The 23,896-nt window shown below is 42.0% G+C and carries 21 protein-coding genes; 19 read left to right on the top strand and 2 right to left on the bottom strand.

The features are described 5' to 3' along the window. Positions 1 to 115: 115 nt before the first annotated feature. The 10 genes from QNH28_RS13600 (at position 116) to QNH28_RS13645 (ending at position 13,328) form a co-directional block, all read left to right on the top strand. Entirely contained in the window at positions 116 to 1,558 is a 1,443-nt protein-coding gene (locus QNH28_RS13600; RefSeq protein ID WP_283911812.1) for a spore germination protein, read from the top strand. Further along, positions 1,555 to 2,709 (top strand): Ger(x)C family spore germination protein, encoded by a 1,155-nt coding sequence (locus QNH28_RS13605; protein ID WP_283911813.1) that lies wholly within the window; start codon positions 1,555 to 1,557, stop codon positions 2,707 to 2,709. The genes QNH28_RS13600 and QNH28_RS13605 overlap by 4 nt, the downstream gene beginning before the upstream one ends. A gap of 20 nt (positions 2,710 to 2,729) precedes the next feature. Beyond that, positions 2,730 to 3,818: a GerAB/ArcD/ProY family transporter gene (locus QNH28_RS13610; RefSeq protein WP_283911814.1), complete on the top strand. Its 1,089-nt coding sequence runs from the start codon at positions 2,730 to 2,732 to the stop codon at positions 3,816 to 3,818. Between the two features lie 140 nt (positions 3,819 to 3,958). After that, positions 3,959 to 4,936 carry an AAA family ATPase gene (locus QNH28_RS13615; protein ID WP_283911815.1) on the top strand — a complete coding sequence of 326 codons (978 nt, stop codon included), beginning with the start codon at positions 3,959 to 3,961 and terminating at the stop codon, positions 4,934 to 4,936. Positions 4,937 to 4,939: 3 nt separating this feature from the next. Further along, positions 4,940 to 6,028 carry a DUF58 domain-containing protein gene (locus tag QNH28_RS13620; protein WP_283911816.1) on the top strand — a complete coding sequence of 363 codons (1,089 nt, stop codon included), beginning with the start codon at positions 4,940 to 4,942 and terminating at the stop codon, positions 6,026 to 6,028. Further along, positions 6,025 to 7,359, top strand: a complete 1,335-nt coding sequence (locus tag QNH28_RS13625; RefSeq protein ID WP_283911817.1) for an OadG family protein — start codon at positions 6,025 to 6,027, stop codon at positions 7,357 to 7,359. Before QNH28_RS13620 ends, QNH28_RS13625 begins: the two co-directional genes overlap by 4 nt. Positions 7,360 to 7,495: 136 nt before the next feature. Continuing rightward, the gene (locus QNH28_RS13630; RefSeq protein ID WP_283911818.1) at positions 7,496 to 10,081 is read left to right on the top strand and encodes a hypothetical protein; all 2,586 of its coding nucleotides are present in this window, start codon (positions 7,496 to 7,498) and stop codon (positions 10,079 to 10,081) included. A gap of 39 nt (positions 10,082 to 10,120) precedes the next feature. Further along, positions 10,121 to 10,840 (top strand): ABC transporter ATP-binding protein, encoded by a 720-nt coding sequence (locus tag QNH28_RS13635; protein WP_283911819.1) that lies wholly within the window; start codon positions 10,121 to 10,123, stop codon positions 10,838 to 10,840. Next, positions 10,830 to 12,209, top strand: a complete 1,380-nt coding sequence (locus tag QNH28_RS13640) for an ABC transporter permease (RefSeq protein ID WP_283911820.1) — start codon at positions 10,830 to 10,832, stop codon at positions 12,207 to 12,209. Before QNH28_RS13635 ends, QNH28_RS13640 begins: the two co-directional genes overlap by 11 nt. 30 nt (positions 12,210 to 12,239) lie before the next feature. Beyond that, positions 12,240 to 13,328: an efflux RND transporter periplasmic adaptor subunit gene (locus QNH28_RS13645; protein ID WP_283911821.1), complete on the top strand. Its 1,089-nt coding sequence runs from the start codon at positions 12,240 to 12,242 to the stop codon at positions 13,326 to 13,328. 17 nt (positions 13,329 to 13,345) lie between these two features. Here the strand turns inward: QNH28_RS13645 and nagZ are convergent, their stop codons facing one another. Then, positions 13,346 to 14,416: a beta-N-acetylhexosaminidase gene (nagZ, locus tag QNH28_RS13650; RefSeq protein ID WP_283911822.1), complete on the bottom strand. Its 1,071-nt coding sequence runs from the start codon at positions 14,414 to 14,416 to the stop codon at positions 13,346 to 13,348. 49 nt (positions 14,417 to 14,465) lie between these two features. Here nagZ and QNH28_RS13655 point away from each other — a divergent pair, with 49 nt between their 5' ends. Beyond that, positions 14,466 to 14,675: a hypothetical protein gene (locus tag QNH28_RS13655; protein ID WP_283911823.1), complete on the top strand. Its 210-nt coding sequence runs from the start codon at positions 14,466 to 14,468 to the stop codon at positions 14,673 to 14,675. 96 nt (positions 14,676 to 14,771) lie between these two features. Further along, positions 14,772 to 15,275, top strand: coding sequence for a ferritin (locus QNH28_RS13660; RefSeq protein ID WP_042127399.1), 504 nt, complete (start codon positions 14,772 to 14,774; stop codon positions 15,273 to 15,275). Between the two features lie 43 nt (positions 15,276 to 15,318). On the opposite strand, the gene QNH28_RS13665 is transcribed toward QNH28_RS13660, so the two are convergent. Continuing rightward, on the bottom strand, positions 15,319 to 16,653 hold the full coding sequence (locus QNH28_RS13665) for an outer membrane protein assembly factor BamB family protein (protein WP_283911824.1): 1,335 nt from the start codon (positions 16,651 to 16,653) through the stop codon (positions 15,319 to 15,321). A gap of 315 nt (positions 16,654 to 16,968) precedes the next feature. Between QNH28_RS13665 and QNH28_RS13670 the strand changes: the two genes are divergently transcribed. The 7 genes from QNH28_RS13670 to QNH28_RS13700 all read left to right on the top strand — a co-directional run bounded on the left by QNH28_RS13670 (position 16,969) and on the right by QNH28_RS13700 (position 23,886). Further along, on the top strand, positions 16,969 to 17,838 hold the full coding sequence (locus tag QNH28_RS13670) for a cation diffusion facilitator family transporter (protein WP_283911825.1): 870 nt from the start codon (positions 16,969 to 16,971) through the stop codon (positions 17,836 to 17,838). A gap of 142 nt (positions 17,839 to 17,980) precedes the next feature. Then, positions 17,981 to 18,391, top strand: coding sequence for a bacteriohemerythrin (locus QNH28_RS13675; protein WP_283911826.1), 411 nt, complete (start codon positions 17,981 to 17,983; stop codon positions 18,389 to 18,391). A 190-nt stretch (positions 18,392 to 18,581) separates the two neighbouring features. After that, positions 18,582 to 19,775, top strand: a complete 1,194-nt coding sequence (locus QNH28_RS13680; RefSeq protein WP_283911827.1) for a metallophosphoesterase — start codon at positions 18,582 to 18,584, stop codon at positions 19,773 to 19,775. 183 nt (positions 19,776 to 19,958) lie between these two features. After that, a complete protein-coding gene (locus tag QNH28_RS13685; RefSeq protein WP_283911828.1) occupies positions 19,959 to 20,636 on the top strand; it encodes a response regulator transcription factor in 678 nt (225 codons plus the stop codon). Between the two features lie 47 nt (positions 20,637 to 20,683). After that, positions 20,684 to 22,009, top strand: coding sequence for a sensor histidine kinase (locus tag QNH28_RS13690; RefSeq protein WP_349655051.1), 1,326 nt, complete (start codon positions 20,684 to 20,686; stop codon positions 22,007 to 22,009). A gap of 123 nt (positions 22,010 to 22,132) precedes the next feature. After that, complete coding sequence (locus QNH28_RS13695) at positions 22,133 to 23,197, top strand: ABC transporter permease (RefSeq protein WP_283911830.1); 1,065 nt, start codon at positions 22,133 to 22,135, stop codon at positions 23,195 to 23,197. Then, positions 23,194 to 23,886, top strand: a complete 693-nt coding sequence (locus QNH28_RS13700; RefSeq protein ID WP_283911831.1) for an ABC transporter ATP-binding protein — start codon at positions 23,194 to 23,196, stop codon at positions 23,884 to 23,886. The genes QNH28_RS13695 and QNH28_RS13700 overlap by 4 nt, the downstream gene beginning before the upstream one ends. Positions 23,887 to 23,896 lie beyond the last annotated feature (10 nt).

A 23,896-nucleotide genomic window follows, 5' to 3' on the forward strand; every position in this document is an offset into this window, starting at 1 on the left:
ATTTGCACCGGTTCTTTTTTAGTCTACAGCTAAATGGAGGAGTTAGTATAAACCTCGTATACAATTGGCAAACTAAGCCAGATTGGCAAGTCACATCCCAGGGGGTATAAAGCATATGTCAGGAATTCTTGAAACCATTAAAGATCAGCTGGAGGGATGCAGTGATGCGGTGTATCAGTCCATTTCTGTTCATGGGCATACCTGTCTTTTGATCTATATACCCTCCATCATCGATTCCAAGACACTTCATGAAAGTATTGCTTTGCCACTAAAAACAGAAGCAGAAGCAAAGCTGGAATGGTCGAATTTTTTAGAACGATTAGATCAAGGAATGGTTTTTCCTATCCAATATCTCAAGGCATTTGACTTACAGAAGATTGTAGATCTGATCGTGGCTGGAAAAGTAGTGCTTTGTATAGAGGACCTTCCTTATGTTTATTATTTTGAAATTACCCAATATCAAAAAAGATCAGTGACCGAATCACAAAACGAACTTGTAGTGATTGGTCCCCAAGAAGCTTTCATTGAAGATATTGAAACGAATCTCTCTTTGATTCGACATAAAATTAAACATCCGGATCTAAAAACCATTCATTATTCCATTGGCAAATATACAAAAACTGATGTGTATGTGGTCTACATTGAAGGACTTTACAAAAAAGAAGTTCTTGCTGAGATAAAACAGAAACTAAGTGAAATAGATATTGACGGGATACTAGGGATTAGTTATATATCAGAATATTTAAGGGATGGTAACCTCACGCCATTTCCATTATTTCAATATACAGAACGTCCTGATTCGGTGGCAGCTTCTTTAATGGAAGGCCGAATCGGAATCATACAAGATGGTACACCTACTGCAATGCTCGCTCCGACATCTTTTTTTACCATGCTGCAATCCTCTGAGGATTATTACCAAAGCTTTTATGCAGCAAGCTGGATTCGTATTGTTAGATTTCTGTTCTCAATCATATCCATGATTCTTCCATCGCTTTATGTAGCGATTACAACCTTTCATCCTCAAATCATTCCACCGAATCTGTTAATTACGATTGCTTCAGCAAGGGAGAACATTCCTTTCTCAGCGCTTACGGAGGCTTTAATTATGGAGCTTACCTTTGAAGCGCTTAGAGAAGCTGGGACTAGAATTCCAAAGCCTGTAGGGCAGACGGTTTCAATTATTGGGGGTATCGTTATTGGTCAGGCTGCGGTCCAAGCAGGAATTGTATCCGCTCCAATGGTTATTGTTGTTTCTATTACCGGAATTGCCACCTATATCATTCCCCATTATGAGCTAGGTCTGACTTTCAGACTACTTCGTTTCCCCTTACTGGTTATGGGTGGAACAATGGGGCTGCTAGGGGTATATATTACAGCTTTTTTGATTTATGGACATTTAGCTAATTTAAGACCATTAGGTGCTCCATATTTGCAACCCGTTGCCCCACTTGTGTTACAGGACTGGAAGGATACATTAGCTCGCTTCCCCTCAAACTTTATGAAGAAACGCAGCAACCTCTATACAGATAGGAATAAAAGGAGACAGAAAGAGAAATGAGAATCCTGAAGATAGGAGCTATTGTAATCCTGCTCCTAAATATAACAGGCTGCTGGTCATCCAAGGTAGAGCTGGATGAACTAACATTTGTATACGGAATGTTTATCGATGAAGGCAAAGAACCAAATACTGTTGAAATTACGATTAACTCACCTTTGCCCAATCGTCTTAACGCAGCTGGGCAACCTTCGAATGGCGGTGGAGGAGACGGAAATACTTATTCTACAGTTTCTAAGACCGCAGGAACGATTGCAGATGCCATGCTGTTAATTCAAAAAGACTTAACACGTCAGCTTAGTCTTGCTCAATTAAAAGTAATTGTCTTAGGGAAGACCTATGCCGAACAAGGAATCAGCGAACTACTATTATGGATTGAAAGAGAACCAAGTCTTCCTCTGGGTGCTTTTGTTATGGCTAGTCCGGGAAGTGCAAAAGAGCTGAATACTTTAACACCTATTTACGAGCAAATACCCTCGGATGTACTAAGGAACTTTGGATCAGAGAGATATTTGTTTTCAACTACGATTAAGGATTGCTTGTATGCAGCGGCATCAGGTGTTGGGTTTGCTATAAACAATCTTTCATTTGGTAAAAAAGAAGAAACATCGAAAGAGGGAAAGCCGGAGTACTGGGCAGGAATTTCAGGGGCAATGCTGTTTCACAAAGATAAGATGAAGGGAACACTTAAGCTTAAAGAGGGAAGGGCATTAGCCTGGGCGACAGGCAGTCTTAAACTGGCAGTTTACTCCGTCGATTGGGATGAGGGAAAAAGTGCTGCAAGTGTAGTATTTGTAAGCACAAAATCATCAAAAAAGTTTGATCAAACGGATAAAGGGCCTGTGTTCACAGTGGATTTAAAAGGGAAAGCAAGCGTTATTTATTTAAGGGACCCTAAAAATAGGGATGCAGAGGAACTCGGCCAGATTATTATTGCGAAGCTTAAAGAGGAAGTCTCTGATAATCTTAACAAAGCTATTCGTAATACCCAAAAAGCAGGGGCCGATATTTTGCAACTCGGATTATTACTGGAATGGAATGATCCAAAGCAATGGAAACAGCTTAGAGAGCGGTGGGAGAATTATTATGCTCAAGAGGCTGATATTAAGGTGAAGACAGACTTTAGCATTGTAGATTTTGGAACAGCAAAATAAGACGTTTAGAGGGAGAAGTTATGCGAACATCAAAATGGCAGCTGTTCCGTTTTTTTATTATATTCTTCAGCTCCCAAACCACTATTTTTTTGATTCCGACTCTAATTGCTACTTCATCCTATCAAGGCTGGATTGGATTATTAATGGGGTCATTATTAGGGTTGATATTATTGTGGTTTACTTTCCGCGTCGGTATGCTGCGGCCAAATCAGCCATGGGTAAGCTTTGGAAAAGATATCATAGGTAAATGGCCGCACAAGTTCATGCTTCTTTTGCTCTTATGCTGGTGTGTTTATTATGCATCTTTTGATATTGAGAACTTTGTGCTATTCTTTGGCTCTAATTATTTGAGAGGAACCCCGCCTCTATTTATTCAGTGTGTAATTGGGCTAGTGATTATGTATACGGCAAGTTTAGGCTTTACAACGATAGCGTATATGGCTGATGGACTTTTTCTTATTTTTTTCATAACGATGATCATTTTATTTAATTTATTTCTCCCGAATGCGGACTTCAATATGCTACCCGCCTTCATTCATTATCATGATCCCGGGATTGCCCTGAAGGACTCTATTGTAGTCATGTCATGGTTTGGAGAATGGATTGTCCTCTTGTTTGTTGTGCCCGATCTGAAGCTTGAAGCGAAGATGCTGAAAAGATTAATACTTACGGCGATATTTGTCTTAGTCACTGTCTTAATTGGTTGGTCGCTGACGATGATGAGTTTTGGTCCACATTTGGGTCGGGAACTGCAATATCCTTTCCTTGAATTGGTGCGTAGCGCCAAACAAGATAATCTGCTAGGCAATTCGGATCCGCTTTTAATTGGAATATGGTCGTCTTCTATGTTCATACACAGCTCATTCCTTATCTATGTAGCCTCCAGATGTGTATCCAGCTTGTTTAATACAAAAGCTAGAAGAATGTACATTCCCTTCTTAACAATAGCTTCAATAACGATAGCTTTTTTGTATTCACGACACATAGGCAGTTATTATAAACACTATAATAGTTTTGCTATTGTTGTCATTTGGCTAATCGTTGAAAGCATCCCGATCTATTATGCCATCACGGCTTTCTTTCGATATCGGAATAAAACTACGAAGTAAATGATAAATGGAGGATGAATTTAGGTTCTGTCTTTTTTAATGGGCAGGGCTTTTTCTTATGAATTATATATTGGATACACTTTCTGTTATGATTAAAGAACTTATTACATTAATTTCCTCGGATTGGATGGTGTATTTACATGAATCTTCAAGAAGTGACTGAACTCATCAAATCTATTAGAAACAATCTAGCTAAAGTTATTGTAGGAAAAGAGGATGGAGTAGACCTGCTTCTAACCGCATTGCTTGCGAATGGCCATGTTCTTCTGGAAGATGTTCCGGGTACAGGTAAAACCTTGTTAGCCAAAGTCCTTGCTAAGTCTTTGGATTGTTCATTTAAGCGCATTCAATTTACACCGGATTTGCTGCCTTCAGATTTAAGCGGGATTAATTTTTACAATCAAAAGTCCGGAGAATTTCAGTTTAGACCAGGTCCAGTATTTGCGAACATTTTGTTGGCAGATGAAATTAACCGTGCAACACCCAGAACACAATCCAGTCTACTGGAATGTATGGAAGAGCGACAAATCACGATCGACGGTGTGACTCATAGTCTAGAAGCTCCATTTCTGGTTATTGCTACTCAGAATCCAATTGACAACCAGGGTACTTTTCCTCTGCCGGAAGCTCAGTTAGATAGATTTTTAATGCGGATTACTACGGGTTACCCATCCTTTGACGAAGGAATTCATATTTTACAGCGCTTCCGCGAAAATAATCCACTCGAAGAGACTGTTGCAGTGGCTTCCGCTCATGATATTCAAGCAGCGCAGCGTTTAACTGCTTCTGTAAGTGTTAGTGATGATTTGCTAGCTTATATCGTTCGAATTACGGAAGCTACACGGAAATCTACGGCAGTAAAACTAGGCGCGAGTCCTCGTGCAAGTGGGGCTTTGCTTAAATCCTCTCAAGGATATGCTCTTATTCAAGGTAGATCTTACGTAACACCAGATGACATTAAAGCTGTAGCCGTTTCGGTGCTTGCCCATCGTCTACTTCTTCATCGTGGATTGGGTTCAAAAGAGGGGCAGGCTGCAGATATTGTGTTACAAGTGCTTCGTGAGGTAGAGGTGCCGACCGAACTCGTAACGTCCTTAAGAGGCGGAAAGGTGGAGTGAGCTATGGCTTTGCCTTGGTTCATTTTCATTACAGTAGCTCTCCTGTTCCTTCTTGCCGTTATCTATGAACGGAATGGTCTGAAAGCGCTTAGCTATACCCGGTACTTTTCGACTAAGGTCGCTTATGAAGGGGATAACCTTGAGATGATCGAGGAGATCGTTAATGCGAAACTTCTCCCATTACCATGGCTTCGGCTGGAATCTAGTATTGCCAGAGGTTTGGAATTTGGAAGTCAGGATAATCTCGGCATCAGCACGGGTGAAATCTATCAGAATCATATCAGCTTGTTCTTTCTTAAATCTTATCGTCATATTAAAAGGCGTCATCAAGTCACTTGCGAGCGGCGTGGGATATACCGTTTGGAGTCTGTCACAATGACCACTGGAGATCCCTTTGGTTTGATCCGGAAAAATAAGACTTATCCACTCCAATTAGAGTTATTGGTTTACCCTAATCTGTTGAACCTGGATGATCTTCCACTCCCGATACATAGTTGGCTGGGTGAACTTCCAGTAAAAAGATGGATCGTAGAAGATCCTTTCCTGACTGCAGGTATTCGCGAGTATAGCTCAGGAGATTCTTTGGGACTTATAAACTGGAAGGCTACAGCACGTACAGGGACTATGCAGGTACATAAGAAAGACTACACTGCGGATTCCAGACTCGTCATTTGCTTGAATATAGAGGACAGTGATTCCATGTGGAGAGCGGTAACGGATGTAGAACGTATCGAGCAAGGGATAAGGTATGCAGCCACTATCGCCGAATATGCCATGCGTCATGGAATTGAGACGGGATTCATCTGTAACGGTAGACTGGAGAACGGGGGCGATAGAGACCCTGTTGAAGCAGAACCTATGGCTGAGCTGGAAGACTTGCTAGAGCTGTTAGCTAAGCTGGAGCTAGACAGAACGCTTCCTATGAGTCGATTGCTAGACCTGCAAGCCGAGAGCGGAATAAGTGATACAGACTTTCTGATCATTAGCTGTCATAGAGGAGCAGAATTACAAGAGGCTGCCGACCTCCTAAACTTGCAAGGTAATGGTGTGGAATGGCTGGATATTCCGGAACAGGGGGGAAAGGGCGCATGAAACTTCCGTTATCTGGTTACGTATGGAATACGGTCAAACTCTGGATCCTCTCTATCCTAGAACTATTATTAGTTTTACCTGTTTGGATTTTATTTCAGGTTTATGTTCTGCCCAAGCAAGTTGAACCTATGTGGCTGACCGCCATACCACTAATATCATTAGTAGGTATTCTGCTACGAAAAAAGTGTAGTGTTAGATGGAAGCAACTGCTGGCTGCTCTAATCCTTGGGACGGTGATTGGGGCTTTGTCATCAGGAAGTCTGTCTATCGAGAGTCTGCCTTTAGGTGTCGCAGGTTTTATATGCGCTTTTCTCGGAATGACTGCTGACTCTCGAGATCAGTCCGGTAGGAAGTATTGGATAGGTATTGTAATCTATTTTGTTGCGACCATTGTCTTTGGTAGAATTCCCGATCTGGAGGAAAGTGTTACACTACTGACCTGGTGCGGTAGTTTGTATCTATTGCTCACACTATTTATTTCTAATAGTAGCTATTTACAATATAGTACGCTTTCTCAAGAGGGCAAAGCTTTGCCAAAAGGATTACAAAGGAATAACCGTATTTATGTCATTGGTATAGGAATTGTTGCGGCCGTGTTAGCGGCAGGGGTCGGAAAAGCTATAGGGACACTGCTATGGAATATGGTACGTTCGTTCTTCGGATGGATTAGTAATTTATTCTCTGGGTCAAGTGAGCCGCTACCTCCGCCAGTAGAACAGCCTCAAGCGAGTCCGGAGCTACCTTTTGTTGGAGATGAAAAGCCTGGTCTACTAGCTGCTATATTAGATGTTGCTTTATATGTTGCTGGAGCTGTGTTAGTGGGCGTTGCAGCTTATTATGGACTTCGGTGGTTGTACAGAAATGCCGGAGGGAAATTGAAGAGAGCCATGGATGCCTTGCTATCCATGCTACGAAGGGAACATACTCCAAAGGACAATACAACTTATCTTGATGAGGAAAAAAGTGTATTTACATGGGAACAAACGCTTCAAGGTCTAAAGGATTTCTGGAGTACTCGCCTTACGCCAAGACATCGAAAAGACCGCTGGGAGCAGATGAATACTGAACAGGAACGTGTTCGTTGGTTATATCGTCGTTGGCTTCACATGAAGCACGATCATGGTTATGAAGTTAAGAGTTATCTTACGGCGAAGGAAACAGAGGACGATATTTTAAAATGGACTGCTCTTAACAAGGCTAAACACAAGGGCGAAGAAAGCACTGTTAATACGTCGAATTCATTGATTGAATTATATGAAAAAGCTAGATATGGAGAAGAAAATCCTTCTGCTAATGATGTGGCTGCATTGAAGGATGAATTGAAATTATAGAATAGAATATTCTTCAAATTCGTGCAAATAGGAACAAATTGGTTACAAACGGTCCAAAAGTGTTACAACATGGATACAATTGGTTTTGCTCTTGCCACTATAATAATTCTAGCAAAATACTCGTGGAGGGAAGTAAATGAGAAAGCATAGCAGTACATATGTTGTTTTACTATTAAGTACCTTTGTCATCAGTCAACTGACTGGACATACCGCTTCAGCGGCATCCGCTAATGCTGTTCGTAGCAATGCAGCTGTAGCTGCGGCGACAGCAACAGCCCCTAGCAATCTGGGTTCCATTTCTTTAGGAGCAAATATCAAAGCTACATTAGAAGATGTCAATATTTGGTCACAACCTGGTGGAAATATTTTAACCTATACCCTGAATTATTCGAATGGGAGCAGTAAAAACGCAAACCTTATGTATTATTTTTCGAGAGTGACGACGCCAGGGGGTTCGGTTATTCCGGGTAACCCACTGAGCGCTGACGCGACTAAGAAGAAGATTGGTGCTAAAGAAAGCTTGCGGGTTACATATTACGTCAACATAGGCAAGACCAATTCGTTAAAAGGGATTAAGATTCCCATGTATGTATGGGATTCCAAAACCAAAGGTTATTTAAAGCATGCAGGAAGTTTTACTGTACCAGCTAATTATTCCCCAACTGCTGTAAATGGAAAAAATGTTAGCACCACAATGAATGACATTCCTGTCATCGCTAAAAGTGAGTCCTTGGAGCTCTATAAATATAATGGGAAAGTTTATGCCAAGGTGGGTATAAGCCTGACCAATAAGGGCAGTAAGGTACTCAGTGATCCGGGTTATGCGGCTTATTTACTCTCTGCAGGTGGCAGTTCGTATGAATTAGCACTTGATCGTTCTCAGATTAGTTACAAGATTCAGCCGCAGGAGAAGAAGACTATCTATTATCTTGCCGAGATTCCTCCTTATATGAAGACGGATAATATGAAGCTGCAATTTACGCAAAAGGATGAAGCACTGAAGCTTGAGATCGCTAAATCCTCGTACAAGCTACCGGCAGCTACAACCCCTAATTTGGTGGTAGGTAAAGGTGTGACCAAGAAAATCACCATTAATAATAATCCGATAGAAACTCAGTTAAACAACGCAAACGTATACGCTGAGAATAATAAAGGGATTTGGACCTTCCAGCTTCGAGTGAAAAATGTAGGGAAGACGGCCGTTACGTTGCCAACGTATGAGCTTGCCGTCAAATCTTCAACAGGGACAACCTTTCCGATCAATGCGAAGGGATTGAGCGGCTTAACCATAAAACCTTTGGAAGAAAAAATCATTCCACTTACCGCACAAATTCCGCTTGAGGTTGAGCAGAGTTCGCTGCAATTGCAAATGATAGAGGCTGTTTCAGCTCCAGCTAATCCAGATACGAGCAGTACAGGCGAGGGAACAGGATCTGAAGGGAATAATGTAAGTACGGTCAATACAGCCAAGCTGACAGTACCTGTTGCTTACTACACAATTTCCTATACATTACGACCTGAGATTCAAAAAGGCGTGGAGTATAGCACATCGAATGAATATGGCTCTTTCACTTATAACTTGCTGTCATTACAGCGCTTTCCTTGGAAAGATGATGACATCGTTGTTGCTAGAATAAATATTAAGAATTCGCAATCGGTAGCTTTAACGCTTCCAGAATTAAAAGGATCTGTGCAAGTAGACAATGATGATGTGTCTTCCTCTACAGAACTGTTTATGGACAAGGAAACCTCGACGATTGCGCCAGGAAAAAATGCGGAGATCTATGTATTTGCCAAAATTCCTTACACGCAAGAGTTCGATAAATTAAAAGTGAACCTCTATTCAACGGTAAAAGAAGAGAAGAGCTCGTTCCTGTCGCTTAGCACGAACAGTACGATGAATGCTGTAGCGACTATTGAACGTGGGGGAAGTTATGCAATTACCGGTAAAGGCAAGAACGCTAGTGTTCAAGAGAACAAAACCATTATCTATGAAGGTCTCAATTCTAATATCGTATATACAGAGCTACTGCTTAGCAGTGAGGAAAAAAGACAAAGCAAAATGGCTCGCCTTCAAGGTTACTTTAAAACGGGAGATGGCCAGCTATTTGAAGCAACAGTGAATCAGCCAGATACTTCAGCTACACCAGGTGGTAAGCAATTAATTACGTACTGGGCAAAATTGCCTAAATCCGTTATTCCATCTGACGTTAGTATGTATCTAGGTCCAGGAATTACTGGAAATAAGCTGTCTGAGCCTGGGCAGGAACCAACGGGGTTCATTAATATTGCTTCATTGAGTTTAAATCCAGTTTCTACTCCACCGGAGAATAACTTGACGAAGGTTGCGCTATATCCGTACACGATGTCTGTTCTAAGTTCGGAAGGGCGATCGATGCAAGGTAGTAACACAATAGATATCGTTATGAATTACAACCTACTTCGTGACAGTACCTATGACATGGGAACCTTCACCCATAAGCTGGTGCTCAAAATGACAGATCCATATGGTCTATCACAGGAACGAAGCTTGAACATTGGTACTGAACTTCTTGAAGGGAATAACAACTCGTATACTGCAACATTCAGCAATAATATGTATAAAAACTTGTCAGGCGGCGCTTATAGAATCACGCTGTATGATGAGTTCCAAGGAGAACGGATCGAGCTGGCCAGTCAGGCATATAGCATAAAGATCGATAGACAAGTAACTGAGAAGTAGGAATTCATATCTATTAATGTACGAGAAGGAGCAGCTCCAATGTTGCGAGTGGAAAATGTAACGCATTCTTTTAAGAATGGTAATGAAACGACGGCAGTCCTTCATCAAATAGACTTTTCTGTGAAAGAAGGGGAGATGGTTGCTTTACTGGGGAGCTCGGGTTCCGGTAAATCAACCATGCTGAACCTGATGGCAGGTCTGATGAAGCCTACGGAAGGCCACATTTACATTGCTGACCAAGATATTGTGAAGATGAGCGAAAACAAGCTATCTGAATTTCGTAGGAAGCATATCGGGTTTATCTTTCAAGCCTATGAACTGATTACTAGCTTGACCGTCCGTGAAAATGTAGAGTTGCCGCTAGTGTTCCAATCCGTTTCACCATCAATACGTAAGCAAAAAGCTCTAGCCTTGCTGGAAGGGGTCGGCATTCCGGATAAAGCCGATCTGTTCCCTTCACAGTTGTCTGGTGGACAGCAGCAGCGGGTTAGTATTGCACGTTCCTTGATCACAGAACCGTCCGTTATTTTCGCAGATGAACCGACCGGAAATCTGGACTCGAAGACAGAAGAGGAAATTATCAATATCTTGCTTAACCTGAACAAGAAGATGAAAACCACCTTCATCGTTGTAACACACGAGCTCAAAGTTGCAGAACAAATGCAACGGATTTTCACACTTCAGGATGGATATATGATTACTGAGAAACAAACTTCTTCGGATACAGAACTCGAAGGGGGTAAACTCATTGAGGATTAGTGATATTTCACGTTTGGCTTGGGAGCAAGTCAAACGACGGAAAGTTGTCACAGGTCTTTGTATGGCAGGTATATCGATAGGCTGTGCTGCTATTATTGTTGCTTTAAGTATAGGAGATTCCGCGCAAAGCTATACGGAGCGGGAAATTAACCGTAATTTCAAAATGGATGAAATTACGGTGACTCCGAACAGCGGCATCCCTTCACAAGGGGGCGGAGAAGGAAAAGAAGCCTCTGCCTCTGATGCAAAGCTCGACCCCGGCAGGCTGACGGCCCAGAAGCTGAAAATTGTTCAAGGCCTGCGGCATGTTACCGCAGCAGCACCTTTTCAAGAGCTTGGCTACATACAAATGACTACTATCGATAATAAAATTACGGATGTACAGCTTATCGGAACAGATCTTCGGTTGCTAACGAAATACGATAAGACGTTTAAGCAAGGTGGTCCATCTGATTTGATTGGAATGGCAGTGCTAAACTATGGAGCAACTGTAGGATTGATAGATGTCGAGACTCGGCAGCGTCTTTTTGAACAGCTGAATTCAGATCCGTACAATAATAAAATCATGGAACAGTACAACAGTTTAAGCATGCTTCCGTCGGATATGTACAAACAACAGGTTCAATTGCAATCATATGACCCTACTTCTCAAAGTGGACAGTCCCTAGTCAGCTCACCCATTCAAATTGTTGGGATATTGGATAGCGGTGGGAACCCTGATATGGCGATGTACGACAAGAAGATGTACGTGTCGTTAGAGACGGGTGAGCGACTGGTAGAACAACTGAAACTAATGAATGGAACCGTTGGGCAGAAGGATGTTTTTAACTCAGCCATTGTAAAGGTAGACAATACGGACAACATTGTGCAAGTGGAGAAGCTTATCCAGAAACTCACACTAAATACAAGTACGAATTTGTATCAAAAAGAGGCGATGGCTTCTACATTCAGTATGTTCAAGAAAGCAGCGCTTGGTATTGGTATATTTATTCTAATTATTGCTTCGATCTCAATCATCGTTGCGATGACCATGTCCACACATCAGCGTCGTCGCCAGATCGGTATTATGAAGGTGCTAGGCGCCAATATGGGGCAAATCCGAAATATGTTCATTACAGAGGCGGCATTGCTCGGGATGCTGGGTGGGTTGCTCGGTATAGGCTTTTCGTATTTGATTGTGTTTGGCATAAATAAGCTGATTGGTTCCACAGGAGGAATGGGGATGGGTGAGCCCTTGGTAATCACTATTCCTCTGATGACCCTTCCAATAGGGATCGCATTTGCAGTGATGACAGGCGTTCTATCGGGAATCTATCCGGCGATCAGCGCGTCCAGAACGAATGCACTCACGGCGATAAAACGGGATTAGCTATTTTTTAGTTGAAAGGAAGCAGAAGTGATGAAGAGGAGAATCAAGTGGATTGTATTAGTTTTGATCATTATTGCAGCAGGTTATTTTGTATACAGCAAGATGTATAAAACCGAGGCACAGCTAGAACCTGTTGAACCACCACAGGCGATAACTTTTGAAGTGACACAGGAAACCATCACCAACTCCGTTCAGGTCAAAGGGAATTCACAATATGAGCAGGAAACGCTTGTATATGCACCGTATGCTTCAAAGGTAACCAAGTGGAAGGTTGAGAACGGTGGGCAAGTAAAGAAAGGGGATTTGTTGTTTACCCTTGATCAGGAAGCCTTAAAGAATGAGATTGCTACACAAGAGGCGACTATTCGAAAGGCGCAGCTAGAAGCGGAATTAAATGAATTTGTTAGTCAGCAGGACGAGGAGAACGCAGCCCTTGGTGCAACAGAAGCCGAACGTATAAAGGCACTTGCAGCCCAAGAAACAACACGCCTAGGGGATGAGCTTAACCAAGTAAATGCTGAAATACAGGCTCGTGAACTAAAAGAAAAGAAGGCTAAGCTAAATACAGCCCTCTACCACGCTCCAGCAACTGGTGTTTTTCTATTTGACAGTGCGAGTGAAATTCCACAAACGGTAACAGATAATCAATACATCGGCAAAATAGTAGATATGAACAAGCTTGAATTCATAGCGCTTGTAGGTGAACAAGATGTCTTCCGTATTAAGACGGGAATGAAAGTTGATGTTAAAATGACAGCTTTAAAAGATTTAAAGCTGTCTGGAGAAGTGACTAAGGTATCTAAATTTGCTAAGACTGCTTCGGGTCAAAATACTACTGCTACTTCGGTTCCACAATTTGAAGTGGTAATCTCACTGCAGCCTAACGAGCGCTTGATTGGTGGACTAAGCTTGAGTGGAGAAATCGAGACGGTCCGCAAGGAAAATGCCATCGTTGTATCCAGCATCGCAGTAATGCATGAAGGAGATCTCTCCTACGTGATGCTGGATAAAGGTAATGGGGAATATGAACGAAGAGATATCAAAGTGGGCATGGAGACGGCTGACAAAACAGAGGCCGTCTCAGGGTTAAAGGTTGGAGATGTTGTTGTGCTTCAATAGATTGAAATAGGCTAAGCCTATTTCTCAATCGTGCGTTTCCAAGATTTAATATCTTTGTTTAGCTCGGTAAGGTCAGGAACCGGAACTGGCTCGTCGGATAGATTATATTTAGCTTTCAATGCTAAAATCCGATAGACGCTCTCATCAATCCGTGTTTCCTGTATCTTACCTTTTTTTACATGGTCCAGAAGCGACTCTATTACACGTTTCTCATTATCATAGCCGTGAGCGATAAGTAAGATATCACTCCCTGCATTTATGGTATCTACCGCCGCTGTGGCGAGGTCGTAATTCTTCATGATAGCACCCATAGTTAGATCATCTGTGATTACGATTCCTTGATATTTCATGTCTCCGCGAAGTAGCTCACCAATGATTTTACTTGATAAAGATGCCGGTTTATCAGGATCAAGTTTTGGAAACAAAATATGAGCGACCATAACGGCGTCGGTTCCTTCTTTTATCGCAGCTTGAAAAGGGAGCCATTCTAATTTAGCGAGTTCTTCAGCGGTCTTATTCACAATCGGCAGCTCAAGGTGGGAGTCGACAGAAGTATCACCATGACCAGGGAAATGTTTGACTACGGGAACAACATCTTCGCTCTCAATACCCTTCATTTCGGCGATCCCTAGTGTACTGACTAGTTCAGCGGAATTGCCGAAGGAGCGATCTCCTATTACAGGATTATCGGGATTACTATTGATATCAAGGACGGGAGCGAAGTTCATATTAAATCCGGCTGAAATCACTTCTCTTGCGAGCAGCTTACCCATCATTTCGGCAGCGTCAGCATCATTACGGGTACCCACCGTTCCATTAGAGGGGAAAGAAGCATACTCCTTAGGCATCCGGCTGACTTTTCCACCCTCCTGATCGATACTCATAAATAAAGGGGCAGGGTTGCCGCTGTTACTCTCTTTCATGGAATTAACAAGGCTGACCATTCCCTTCAGGTCTTGAATATTATCCTTATAAAGGATGATTCCACCGACTTTGTCTTCGGCAATCATCCTTTTTGCTTGATCATCTAGAACGGTTCCATCAATACCAACCAGAAGCATTTGTCCAATTTTCTCTTCAAGGCTCATACTGGAAACCTGAAGAGCAATTGGATCACTTTCTGAGGAGGGAGCAGGCGTGGAACTGGTAACCGGAGATGATGTGGATTCGGCAGTCGGTGAATTTGTAGCGACAGGTTGGGAATTGTTACTGCTATTGGAGCAGCTAGTTAACAGAAGCATAGATACCATAGCAGAAGCCATTAGAAGGCTGCCTGAGTATTTAGGTCTAAGGATGTTACGTGTGAATCTGGTCATTAGAATAGTCGTCCCTTCGTTGCTTATTTAGATGTCAGAAGGATGAATCCTTGCTGACTTAGGTACACGGTGATAAGATGAACTTAAATCTTTACATATTAAAATTGAATTATGAGGTGACTGTCAAATGAAAGATGGATTAGTGAATGCCCTTAATGAACAGATGAATTTTGAGTTTTATTCCGCTCATGTTTATCTAGCTATGGCTGCCTATTGTTCCGGTGAAAGTCTGGATGGTTTTGCAAACTTTTTCTTGATTCAAGCAGAAGAAGAACGATTCCATGCCATGAAAATCTATAAGTTCCTTAATGATCGCGATAATCGGGCAACACTTGAAGCTCTACCAGAGCCGAAGAACGAATACTCTTCGATGCTGGATGCCTTTGAACATGCTTTCGCGCATGAGCAACAAAACACGAAACGCTTCTATCATTTAGCTGATTTGGCGCTGGATGAGCGTGAACATGCAACGATCTATTTCTTGAAATGGTTTATTGACGAGCAAGTAGAAGAGGAAGCGCTCTTTAGCAACATCATTAGTAAACTGAAACGAATTGATAAAGATAGCAACGCCTTCTACATGCTGGATGCTGAATTTGCTGCACGTACTTTTACAGCTCCTGCTGAGTAAGTGAAGTTACTGCAGACCAGAAGCCTGAGAAATCAGGCTTTTTTTATTTAATTGATGAAGGCAGTTTAATAGCCAGCAGCTGATTATCCGTTCGGATCATCAGCATGCCTCCGGTTTTAAGCGAAGGGGCAAAGTTACGAGATCCTGTATTCACGGTAAAAATAGGCTTCAAAGTCAACATATCATAAGCGTGAAATAGGCCATCTGATTGTCCACTATAAACCACGTTTCCAAAAAGATCCGTCTGAACAACAGGATTCTCCCCATTATTGAGTACTACAGCCTGCCCATTTCCAAGTTTAAGTGCGGATAGCGTACCCGTATCATAATTGGAATATAACATTCTTTGTTGATGGACTTGGTTAAGTGGATAATCCTTCTCTTTAGCCATAGAGGTCCAGGTTTGAACTGGTTTACCTTCCGCTGAGTAATTCCAGAAATTATATTTCACAATCTTTTTTCCCTGAAAAATATAAAAGTCATTTCCATCCAAGAACGCAGTCCCATTTACACCACCAAATGTGAATACTCCATCTTTATTCTCGGTATCTGTCCATTTATATAAACGTTCTCCTTTAAGTTCACCCGTTTTTACGTTGAATACAGAAACTTTTACATTACGGTTTACAGGGTTATCATCAAGCATTAACGTATTGGTAATGGAGTAGAGAAGACCATCCTTTACTGCTAGTGGCCACCATTGTCGGGTCTGGTCCCATAGCTTTTTGCCTGTCAGACTGTCATAAGCGGCAAGAGCGGCAGTTGTTAAGGCTCCCTGAGAGAGATAACTTCGAATAACAACCCCGTCGGTTTCCATAAGTTCTGATAAGCCTGTAAAGTTATTGCTCTCCTCAACAGCCTTCCATTTGATCTTCCCACTGACAGCATCGACGGCGGCCAGTTGACTCTCTTGTGTTACATAAATGGTGGAGCCTAACCGTTGTATATTTGTAGCTTTAGGTAGTGATAATGAAGCTGACCATGCTTTTTTACCTGCTTCATTAACGGCATATAGGGAGCCGCTTTGGGTCAATCCGTAAATAAATCCATTACTGTACGTGAACAATGGGGCTAATTCACTTCCGAATTCCCACATTTTTTTACCTGTTGTAGCATTCAATGCAACTAATTTTTCATTACGCTGTAACGCAAAGACCTTCCCATTCTCCGCAAGGGCTGTAACATTCTGCCCAGTGATTCTATCTTCCTTTAAGATGGCGAGCGGTGATGACCATACAGGTACAAGATTGGGTGCTTTGACTTCATTGTAATAGGGATAGCTTGTACTTATGACTGCTTGTTCCGCGGAAATGACGGATAACGATCCGGTGTAAGCTATTGGGGATGCAATACTTGCAACAGCTAAAACTTTAATCATTGTCTTGTGCAAAGACTGAATCATCGTTTCACGCTCCTCAAAAATAGTGATTACTATAATTAGACATTTCAAATAGTAAAAAGTTACTATTCCAGTAGAACTAGCAAAATCGCCTTCGGCATCCTTATACTTTCTTATATTTAGGAGGTAAAGTTGAACTGAGGCAAACTATGTTACGTTCCGCAAAACAGTTACGACCTAGCAACTCTATTTGACAGAGGGAACTATTACGCCTCTTAGCAACACTGTTTCTCTAGACCCACCCGAATCTCGGAGTGTAGTATAGAACAATACTATTCTTTGGGGGTTCTTTTTTTGGAAAATTACAACGATATCAAACAAGGTGAAAAAGGAGCATGGCTAAGCATAGTTGCTTACATATTCCTATCCGCCATCAAACTATTTATTGGTACGGTCGCGGGATCTCAAGCGCTACTTGCAGATGGCCTGAACAACAGCACGGATATTATCGCTTCTATCGCCATACTAATCGGCCTTAAGATTTCCAGGAGACCGCCGGATTCCAATCATAGCTACGGGCATTTCAGAGCAGAGACCGTGGCATCCTTAATTGCTTCATTTATTATGATTGTGGTAGGACTTCAAGTGTTGTACCAGGGCGTGAACAAATTTATTCAACCCGAACTGGAAAGTCCAGATCTTATAGCAGCGTGGACGGCAGTTTTTTGTGCTGTGATAATGATGGGCGTATATATGTATAACATTAGACTGGCCCGCTCTATCAATAGTAACGCTATGCGAGCAGTAGCACTAGATAATCGATCAGATGCTTTAGTTAGCATAGGCGCTTTTGTCGGAATTATAGCTTCTGGATTTGGAATTCCCTGGCTTGATCCGCTTACAGCAATTATTGTTGGCCTGATTATCTGTAAGACAGCATGGGATATCTTTAGTAAAGCTACGCATGACTTAACAGACGGCTTTGATGCGGAAGAGCTTGAACTCATGAAAGAAACTGTTGCTGAAATTGACGGCGTGCAATCCATTAAAGATATCAAAGCTCGCATCCACGGGAATAACGTGCTAGTTGATACAACTGTATTAGTAGATTCCGAGCTTAGCGTGGTGCAGAGCCATGATATTACGGAAGAAATTGAAGAACAATTGAAAGATAGGCACCAAGTATCAACTGTGCTTGTCCACATTGAACCGGGGCTGAAGTAGAGGCAGACACGTAAGTGCGATTTTTCTCTGGATGGATATGGAATTTATCTTGTGATGTTATTAATAGATCTATTGTGCGGAAAGGTGGAAAATTAATTGTATTTATCGATATGTTAATTTCAGGAAATGGAATGGTGATTTTGTGATTGAATGGAAGGATTCTTATAATATCGGTGTAGAGAAAATAGACTGTCAGCACAGACAGTTGCTTACGAAATTGAATGAATTTTTTGATGCTTGCAGCAAGCAACAGGGGAAAGAGAAAATCGAAGAAACGCTGAAATTCTTGAAGGAATATACTATCGAGCATTTTAGCAATGAAGAGCAATTGATGGAAGAGATCGATTTTCCTGAATTGGCGGAACATCGTAAGACGCATGCTAATTTTGTAAAAGCCGTTCTTGAATTAGAAGAAACTATTAAAACCAAGGGGGTTTCCGTTCTCTCAACGATTAAGCTTAACCGTACATTGACCGATTGGCTTCTGAATCACATTAATAAATGCGATAAGCTAATTGGTGAATGTATGGCTACGCGTGAAAGAGCTGTATAACTGTATACCTCCTCCAATGAAGATGCCGACGGGCATTTTCTTTTTTTTGACGGGGAATGTGATAAAGAATTGTGGTTCGTTATTTGCTCCGTTTTCCGAAGACGGCACTGTAATTTATACTGGGTTAACGGTTTGTGTTATGATTTGAGATAAGACGTATAGAGTTAGTACCGTAAAGGGGAGTGGAACGATGAAAACATTACGAATGTTAGCTTCAGGGTTTGCAATGCTGCTTATTCTGGGACTTGTTAATTTTTACATTGGGTATCACGGTTGGTTGCTTGTTCATGAATGGTTCTCAGGTGCTTCCACCGGTTTGTTCTGGACATTATTCCTGCTTGTTGCCTTTGCGTATGTCATTGGAATGATACCGTGGCCTACAATAGTGAAGCCGTTAGCTAGATTCTTTAAAGTAATTGGATCGTATTATCTAGCTTGCATGGAATTTGCTATTATCATGTTGCCACTAGCTGATTTGTTGTATGTATTGCTGGGATGGATGGGTGTAGATCGAACGCACTACATCTCAGAAGCGGGAGGTACACTACTGATATTACTGGTTGTTTTTCTAGTCTGGGGCTCAATCAATGCTTGGAGTACAGTGATCCGTACGCATCCCATTCCCATCGATAAGTCCATCGGCACTAGTACGCCACTTACAATCGCTGTAGCATCCGATCTGCATTTAGGAAATATCGTCGGCAATCGGCATCTCAAAAAAATGGTTGCACAAATGAACGCTATGAAGCCTGATGTGATTTTGCTGGCTGGGGATGTACTTGACGATAGTATTGAGCCTTTTATTCGCAATAGTATGAGTGAACAGCTGAAGCAATTAAAAGCGCGCCATGGTGTATACGCAGTGTTAGGCAATCACGAATACTACGGTGGTTCGATTAAGGAATATACTGATTTGATGAGTAGCATAGGCATTAAAGTCCTACAGGATGAGGTTGAAGAAGTGGCGGGAACGTATATTGTCGGTCGAAAAGATAAGACTGCCGAATCGATGGAAGCCGGTGGTAGAATGAGTGTGAGCTCCTTGTTGAATGGTCTTGATCTGACGCGTCCTGTGATTATGATGGATCATCAGCCTACCGGATTTGATGTCGCTGCCCAAGAAGGGGTAGATATTCTGCTCTCCGGCCATACACATCGTGGACAGATTGCTCCTAATCACTGGATCACTAAACGTTTATTCGAACTGGACTGGGGTTACCTCCGCAAGGATAAATTACATGTCGTTGTTTCCTCTGGTTATGGGACCTGGGGACCTCCAATCCGTTTAGCCAGCCGTTCGGAGATTATTAAGCTTGAAGTGGTGTTAGAAGGGACTAAACAATACAGTGAAGAAGCCATGTCTACAAAGACGGTGTTAATCTAACCTATTACCCAAATCATGAGAGGCTGTCTACCAGTAGATTATTTCTACGCGGTGAGGCAGCTTCTTTTTTTTGAAAATATAAACGTATTATATTGTTTACTTGATTGGCAATTATATGTGTAGTTGTTCAAACCCTTTAAAGTTGATACTATGGGTTCATCCGTTATTCAGGGAGTGTAAAAGATGAAAAAAATTTTAGTAGCAGATGACGATAGCAATATTCGAACTTTATTAAAGCATGTATTAACTAGAGAAGGTTATCAAGTTATGGAGGCCAGCGATGGTCGGGACGCGATACATAAACTAAAAGAAAGCATTGCGGATCTAGCCATCGTGGATGTGATGATGCCACATGTGGACGGATTAGAGCTATGCCAGCATATAAGGGAAACGTATGATATTCCAATCATTTTGTTAACAGCCAGGCAGCAACTTAGTGATAAAGAGCAGGGTTATTTACGGGGAACGGATGATTATGTAACGAAACCGTTTGAACCTGAAGAATTGCTGTTTCGGATCAAAGCTTTATTTCGACGTTATTCCATCGCTTCAGATGATCGGATTCGCTTGAATTCATTGGTTATCGATCGTAAAAATTATGAGATCACGGATGGCGACGAAGTTCTGTTGCTACCGGTAAAGGAATTTGAACTACTCGCACAACTGGCACAATATCCAGGAAGACTGTATTCACGAAGTGAGCTGATTGAACTAGTATGGGGAATGGATTACGAAGGTGATGAACGCACGGTGGATGTACATATCAAGCGATTGCGTCAGCGATTTTTGGATTATCAAAATGACTTTGTGATTCGGACAGTACGGGGAATCGGCTATAAATTGGAGATGATGAACTCGTGAAGTCCCTGTATGTAAGGATGTGTATTCTTTTTTGTTCGGCTATTGTTGTGAGCAGCCTTCTTGGTTTCTTGGTGTCTAATATTTATTATCAAGCTCAGATTAAAGCAAAGAACGATACCAAGCTTACGGGGATGGCCATTGAAATCCAACGGTTTGCAGAATCTCACCCAGATTCTATGGAGGATTATCTGCGAAGTGTAGCTGTACTAGGATATAAGATCTATTTAACCGATGCAGAAGGTCAATCCCGATTCTATGGCAAGCCATTTCGGAAAGAGGACTTGGATCAGCAACAGCTTGAGAAGGTCTTGAGTGGACAAGTGTATCATGGTGTAGCGGAGTTTCCTGATAGTGCATTTATAACAGGATTTTTTGATAACCAATTAAGCAATACGATAGGTGTGCCTATTGAAGTCAATAATGAGACTTTTGCGTTATTCATGCGTCCAGATGCAGAGGTTCAGTTCGGTGAACTACGCGTGTTTTTTGCTGTCATCATCGGATTTACCGTATTGTTCAGTCTAGGATTCGTCATGATCAGCGTACTGCATGTGGTCAGACCTATTATACGTTTGACAACGGCAACTAAACAGATTTCAAAAGGTAGATATGATATTAAATTAAATACTTGGCGCCGGGATGAGATTGGCCAGTTAGCCTCACACTTTATGATTATGAGTCGTGAGCTGGAACGGACCAATCGTGCACGTCAAGAGTTTGTTGCGAATGTATCGCATGAAATCGAATCGCCATTAACTTCTATTCAAGGATTTGCCCAAACCCTTAAAGATCCTACATTACCTGAGGATGAACGGATACAGTACCTCAATATTATTGATCAAGAAAGCCATCGTCTATCGATGCTTAGTAAACAGCTGCTAACGTTATCTTCTCTTGATTATGATCCGGATTCCTTGCAGAAGAAATCTATAGATTTGCGGGCACAGCTGCGACAGGTGGTGCAAATCATGGAGTGGAGATTAACAGAGAAGCAATTGGCTGTAAGACTGAGTCTTGCCGATATTAGCGTACATGGTGATTCCAATCTATTGTATCAGGTGTGGATGAACCTCATTACTAATGCTATCAAATATACACCTGCTGAGGGATCTATTATGATTTCCGCAAAGCTTGACGAGGGGAACTGTGTAGTAACCTTTTCGGATACGGGGGAAGGTATTCCTGCTGACGAATTACCACTCATCTTTGATCGTTTTTATAAAGTCGACCGCGCACGTACACGAGAAACACATAGTAGCGGTCTTGGACTAGCGATTACGCAAAAAATTGTTGAGACACATAACGGAACCATAGAAGTATCCAGCACAGTTGGCAAAGGCACGACCTTTACCGTAACTCTTCCGCTTTTGTAACTCGTTATTCATACTCCGTTCATTTTCATCTTCTAAACTGTGACTATACAGATTAGAAGGAGTGGTAATATGTTTCTAGCCTTAAGGGAAATGCGACATTCTAAAGCCAGATACCTGTTAATAATGGTGATCATGTTATTGGTTTCCTTTCTTGTGCTTTTCGTAACAGGACTGGCCAGAGGGTTAGCGTATGCTAACATCTCAGCAATAGAGAATATGCCGGCAAACTATTATGTGGTGCAGAAGGATGCGGATCAGACGTTTAGACGTTCTCAGTTAACGGATACGGAGCTCAATAGTGTTCGAGCGGTAGTAGGAGACAATAATGCTTCCTCACTCGCTCTACAGATGAGTACAGTGACTACGAACGATGCGGATACCAAAGCAGACGTAACTTTTTTCGCAGTAGATATGAATGGTTTACTTGCTCCAAAAGTGATTGAAGGTGACAAGATTACGAATGACACGCAGGGAAGTGTCATCGTTGATCGTGACTTGGAGCAGTCAGGCATTAAGATTGGTAGTACGATCCAAGATCAGGCAACTGGGAAGGAATTTAAAGTTACAGGATATGTTGAGAATAGCTCATACAGTCATACCCCGGTAGTCTATATTAACAATAAAGATTGGCAGGAAATGAGACAGGGTGTTAATCAAGGTAGTGAGGCTACATCCGGAGTTCCTTTTAATGTAATTGCGCTTAATGCAAACGCAGGGCAAGTGGATAAGATCTCTGCAAATACGAAAAATGTGGAAGTTATTACGCAAAAAGAAGCGATCTCTAATATTCCGGGTTATTCATCAGAACAAGGTTCCCTGCTTATGATGATTGCGTTCCTGTTCGTAATCGCTGGGTTTGTTCTAGCTGTATTCTTCTATGTCATTACAATTCAGAAAACAAGCCAGTTTGGCATTCTGAAAGCTATGGGTACAAAAATGTCTTACTTGGCCTGGAGCGTAGTTGGGCAGGTTATGATATTGGCCATTGCAAGTCTTAGCATTAGCTTGCTACTAACCTTTGGAATGAACCAGGTATTACCAGACACCATGCCATTCCAACTGGAACCTTCAACGATTCTATTAACCAGCGGCTTGTTCGTGGGGATGTCTCTTTTAGGATCACTTATTTCTGTCGCTAAAGTGGCTAAAGTAGATGCATTAGAAGCAATTGGGAGGGCTGGAGCATGAGTGCGAAATTATTGATGAAGCAAGTGACCAAAACCTACGGTGATGGCGATACAACGGTATCTGTTCTAAACAATTTGAATCTTGTAGTCAATGAAGGGGAATTCGTTGCCGTCCTTGGACCTTCGGGAACAGGAAAGAGTACATTCCTATCAGCAGCGGGTGCGCTTCTTACGCCAACCAGTGGTGAGATTTTCATAGATGGAGAATCTCTTACAGATAAAAGTAAAAGTGAGCTGACCGAGCTACGATTAGAAAAGATAGGCTTTATGTTCCAAAGCGCACAGCTATTGCCCTACTTGAAGGTAGAAGAGCAGCTTCTCTTTGTTGCTAAACAGGGGAAGATGAGTTCTAAGGAAGCTAAGGAACGGGCAACAGATTTGATGAAACGTCTGGATATCTGGAAACGTCGAAATCATTATCCTGAGCAGCTATCTGGCGGGGAGAAGCAACGTGTAGCGATCGCAAGAGCGTGGATGAATAAACCCGCCATCTTGTTTGCTGATGAACCAACAGCGAGTTTGGATTTCAAACGAGGTAGAGAAGTTGTGAAAATGATTGCTGAAGAAGTAAAGAATGAGGGTAAAGCTGCGGTAATGGTCACTCATGATGAACGGATGCTCGAATGGTGTGATCGCGTGCTGCATCTGGAAGATGGACGTCTGGTTGAATACGAGTTAAGCAAAAAATAGTAAGAAAAAA

The organism is Paenibacillus sp. G2S3 (genome assembly GCF_030123105.1).
Classification (GTDB): Bacteria; Bacillota; Bacilli; order Paenibacillales; family Paenibacillaceae; genus Paenibacillus_AQ.

Bases quoted from the DNA above. Each gene is read 5' to 3' on its own strand.
- QNH28_RS13600 (WP_283911812.1), top strand. From the start codon at position 116: ATGTCAGGAATTCTTGAAACCATTAAAGATCAGCTGGAGGGATGCAGT.
- QNH28_RS13605 (WP_283911813.1), top strand. From the start codon at position 1,555: ATGAGAATCCTGAAGATAGGAGCTATTGTAATCCTGCTCCTAAATATA.
- QNH28_RS13610 (WP_283911814.1), top strand. From the start codon at position 2,730: ATGCGAACATCAAAATGGCAGCTGTTCCGTTTTTTTATTATATTCTTC.
- QNH28_RS13615 (WP_283911815.1), top strand. From the start codon at position 3,959: ATGAATCTTCAAGAAGTGACTGAACTCATCAAATCTATTAGAAACAAT.
- QNH28_RS13620 (WP_283911816.1), top strand. From the start codon at position 4,940: ATGGCTTTGCCTTGGTTCATTTTCATTACAGTAGCTCTCCTGTTCCTT.
- QNH28_RS13625 (WP_283911817.1), top strand. From the start codon at position 6,025: ATGAAACTTCCGTTATCTGGTTACGTATGGAATACGGTCAAACTCTGG.
- QNH28_RS13630 (WP_283911818.1), top strand. From the start codon at position 7,496: ATGAGAAAGCATAGCAGTACATATGTTGTTTTACTATTAAGTACCTTT.
- QNH28_RS13635 (WP_283911819.1), top strand. From the start codon at position 10,121: ATGTTGCGAGTGGAAAATGTAACGCATTCTTTTAAGAATGGTAATGAA.
- QNH28_RS13645 (WP_283911821.1), top strand. From the start codon at position 12,240: ATGAAGAGGAGAATCAAGTGGATTGTATTAGTTTTGATCATTATTGCA.
- nagZ (WP_283911822.1), bottom strand. From the start codon at position 14,416: ATGAGCCTTGAAGAGAAAATTGGACAAATGCTTCTGGTTGGTATTGAT.
- QNH28_RS13660 (WP_042127399.1), top strand. From the start codon at position 14,772: ATGAAAGATGGATTAGTGAATGCCCTTAATGAACAGATGAATTTTGAG.
- QNH28_RS13665 (WP_283911824.1), bottom strand. From the start codon at position 16,653: ATGATTAAAGTTTTAGCTGTTGCAAGTATTGCATCCCCAATAGCTTAC.
- QNH28_RS13680 (WP_283911827.1), top strand. From the start codon at position 18,582: ATGAAAACATTACGAATGTTAGCTTCAGGGTTTGCAATGCTGCTTATT.
- QNH28_RS13685 (WP_283911828.1), top strand. From the start codon at position 19,959: ATGAAAAAAATTTTAGTAGCAGATGACGATAGCAATATTCGAACTTTA.
- QNH28_RS13695 (WP_283911830.1), top strand. From the start codon at position 22,133: ATGGTGATCATGTTATTGGTTTCCTTTCTTGTGCTTTTCGTAACAGGA.
- QNH28_RS13700 (WP_283911831.1), top strand. From the start codon at position 23,194: ATGAGTGCGAAATTATTGATGAAGCAAGTGACCAAAACCTACGGTGAT.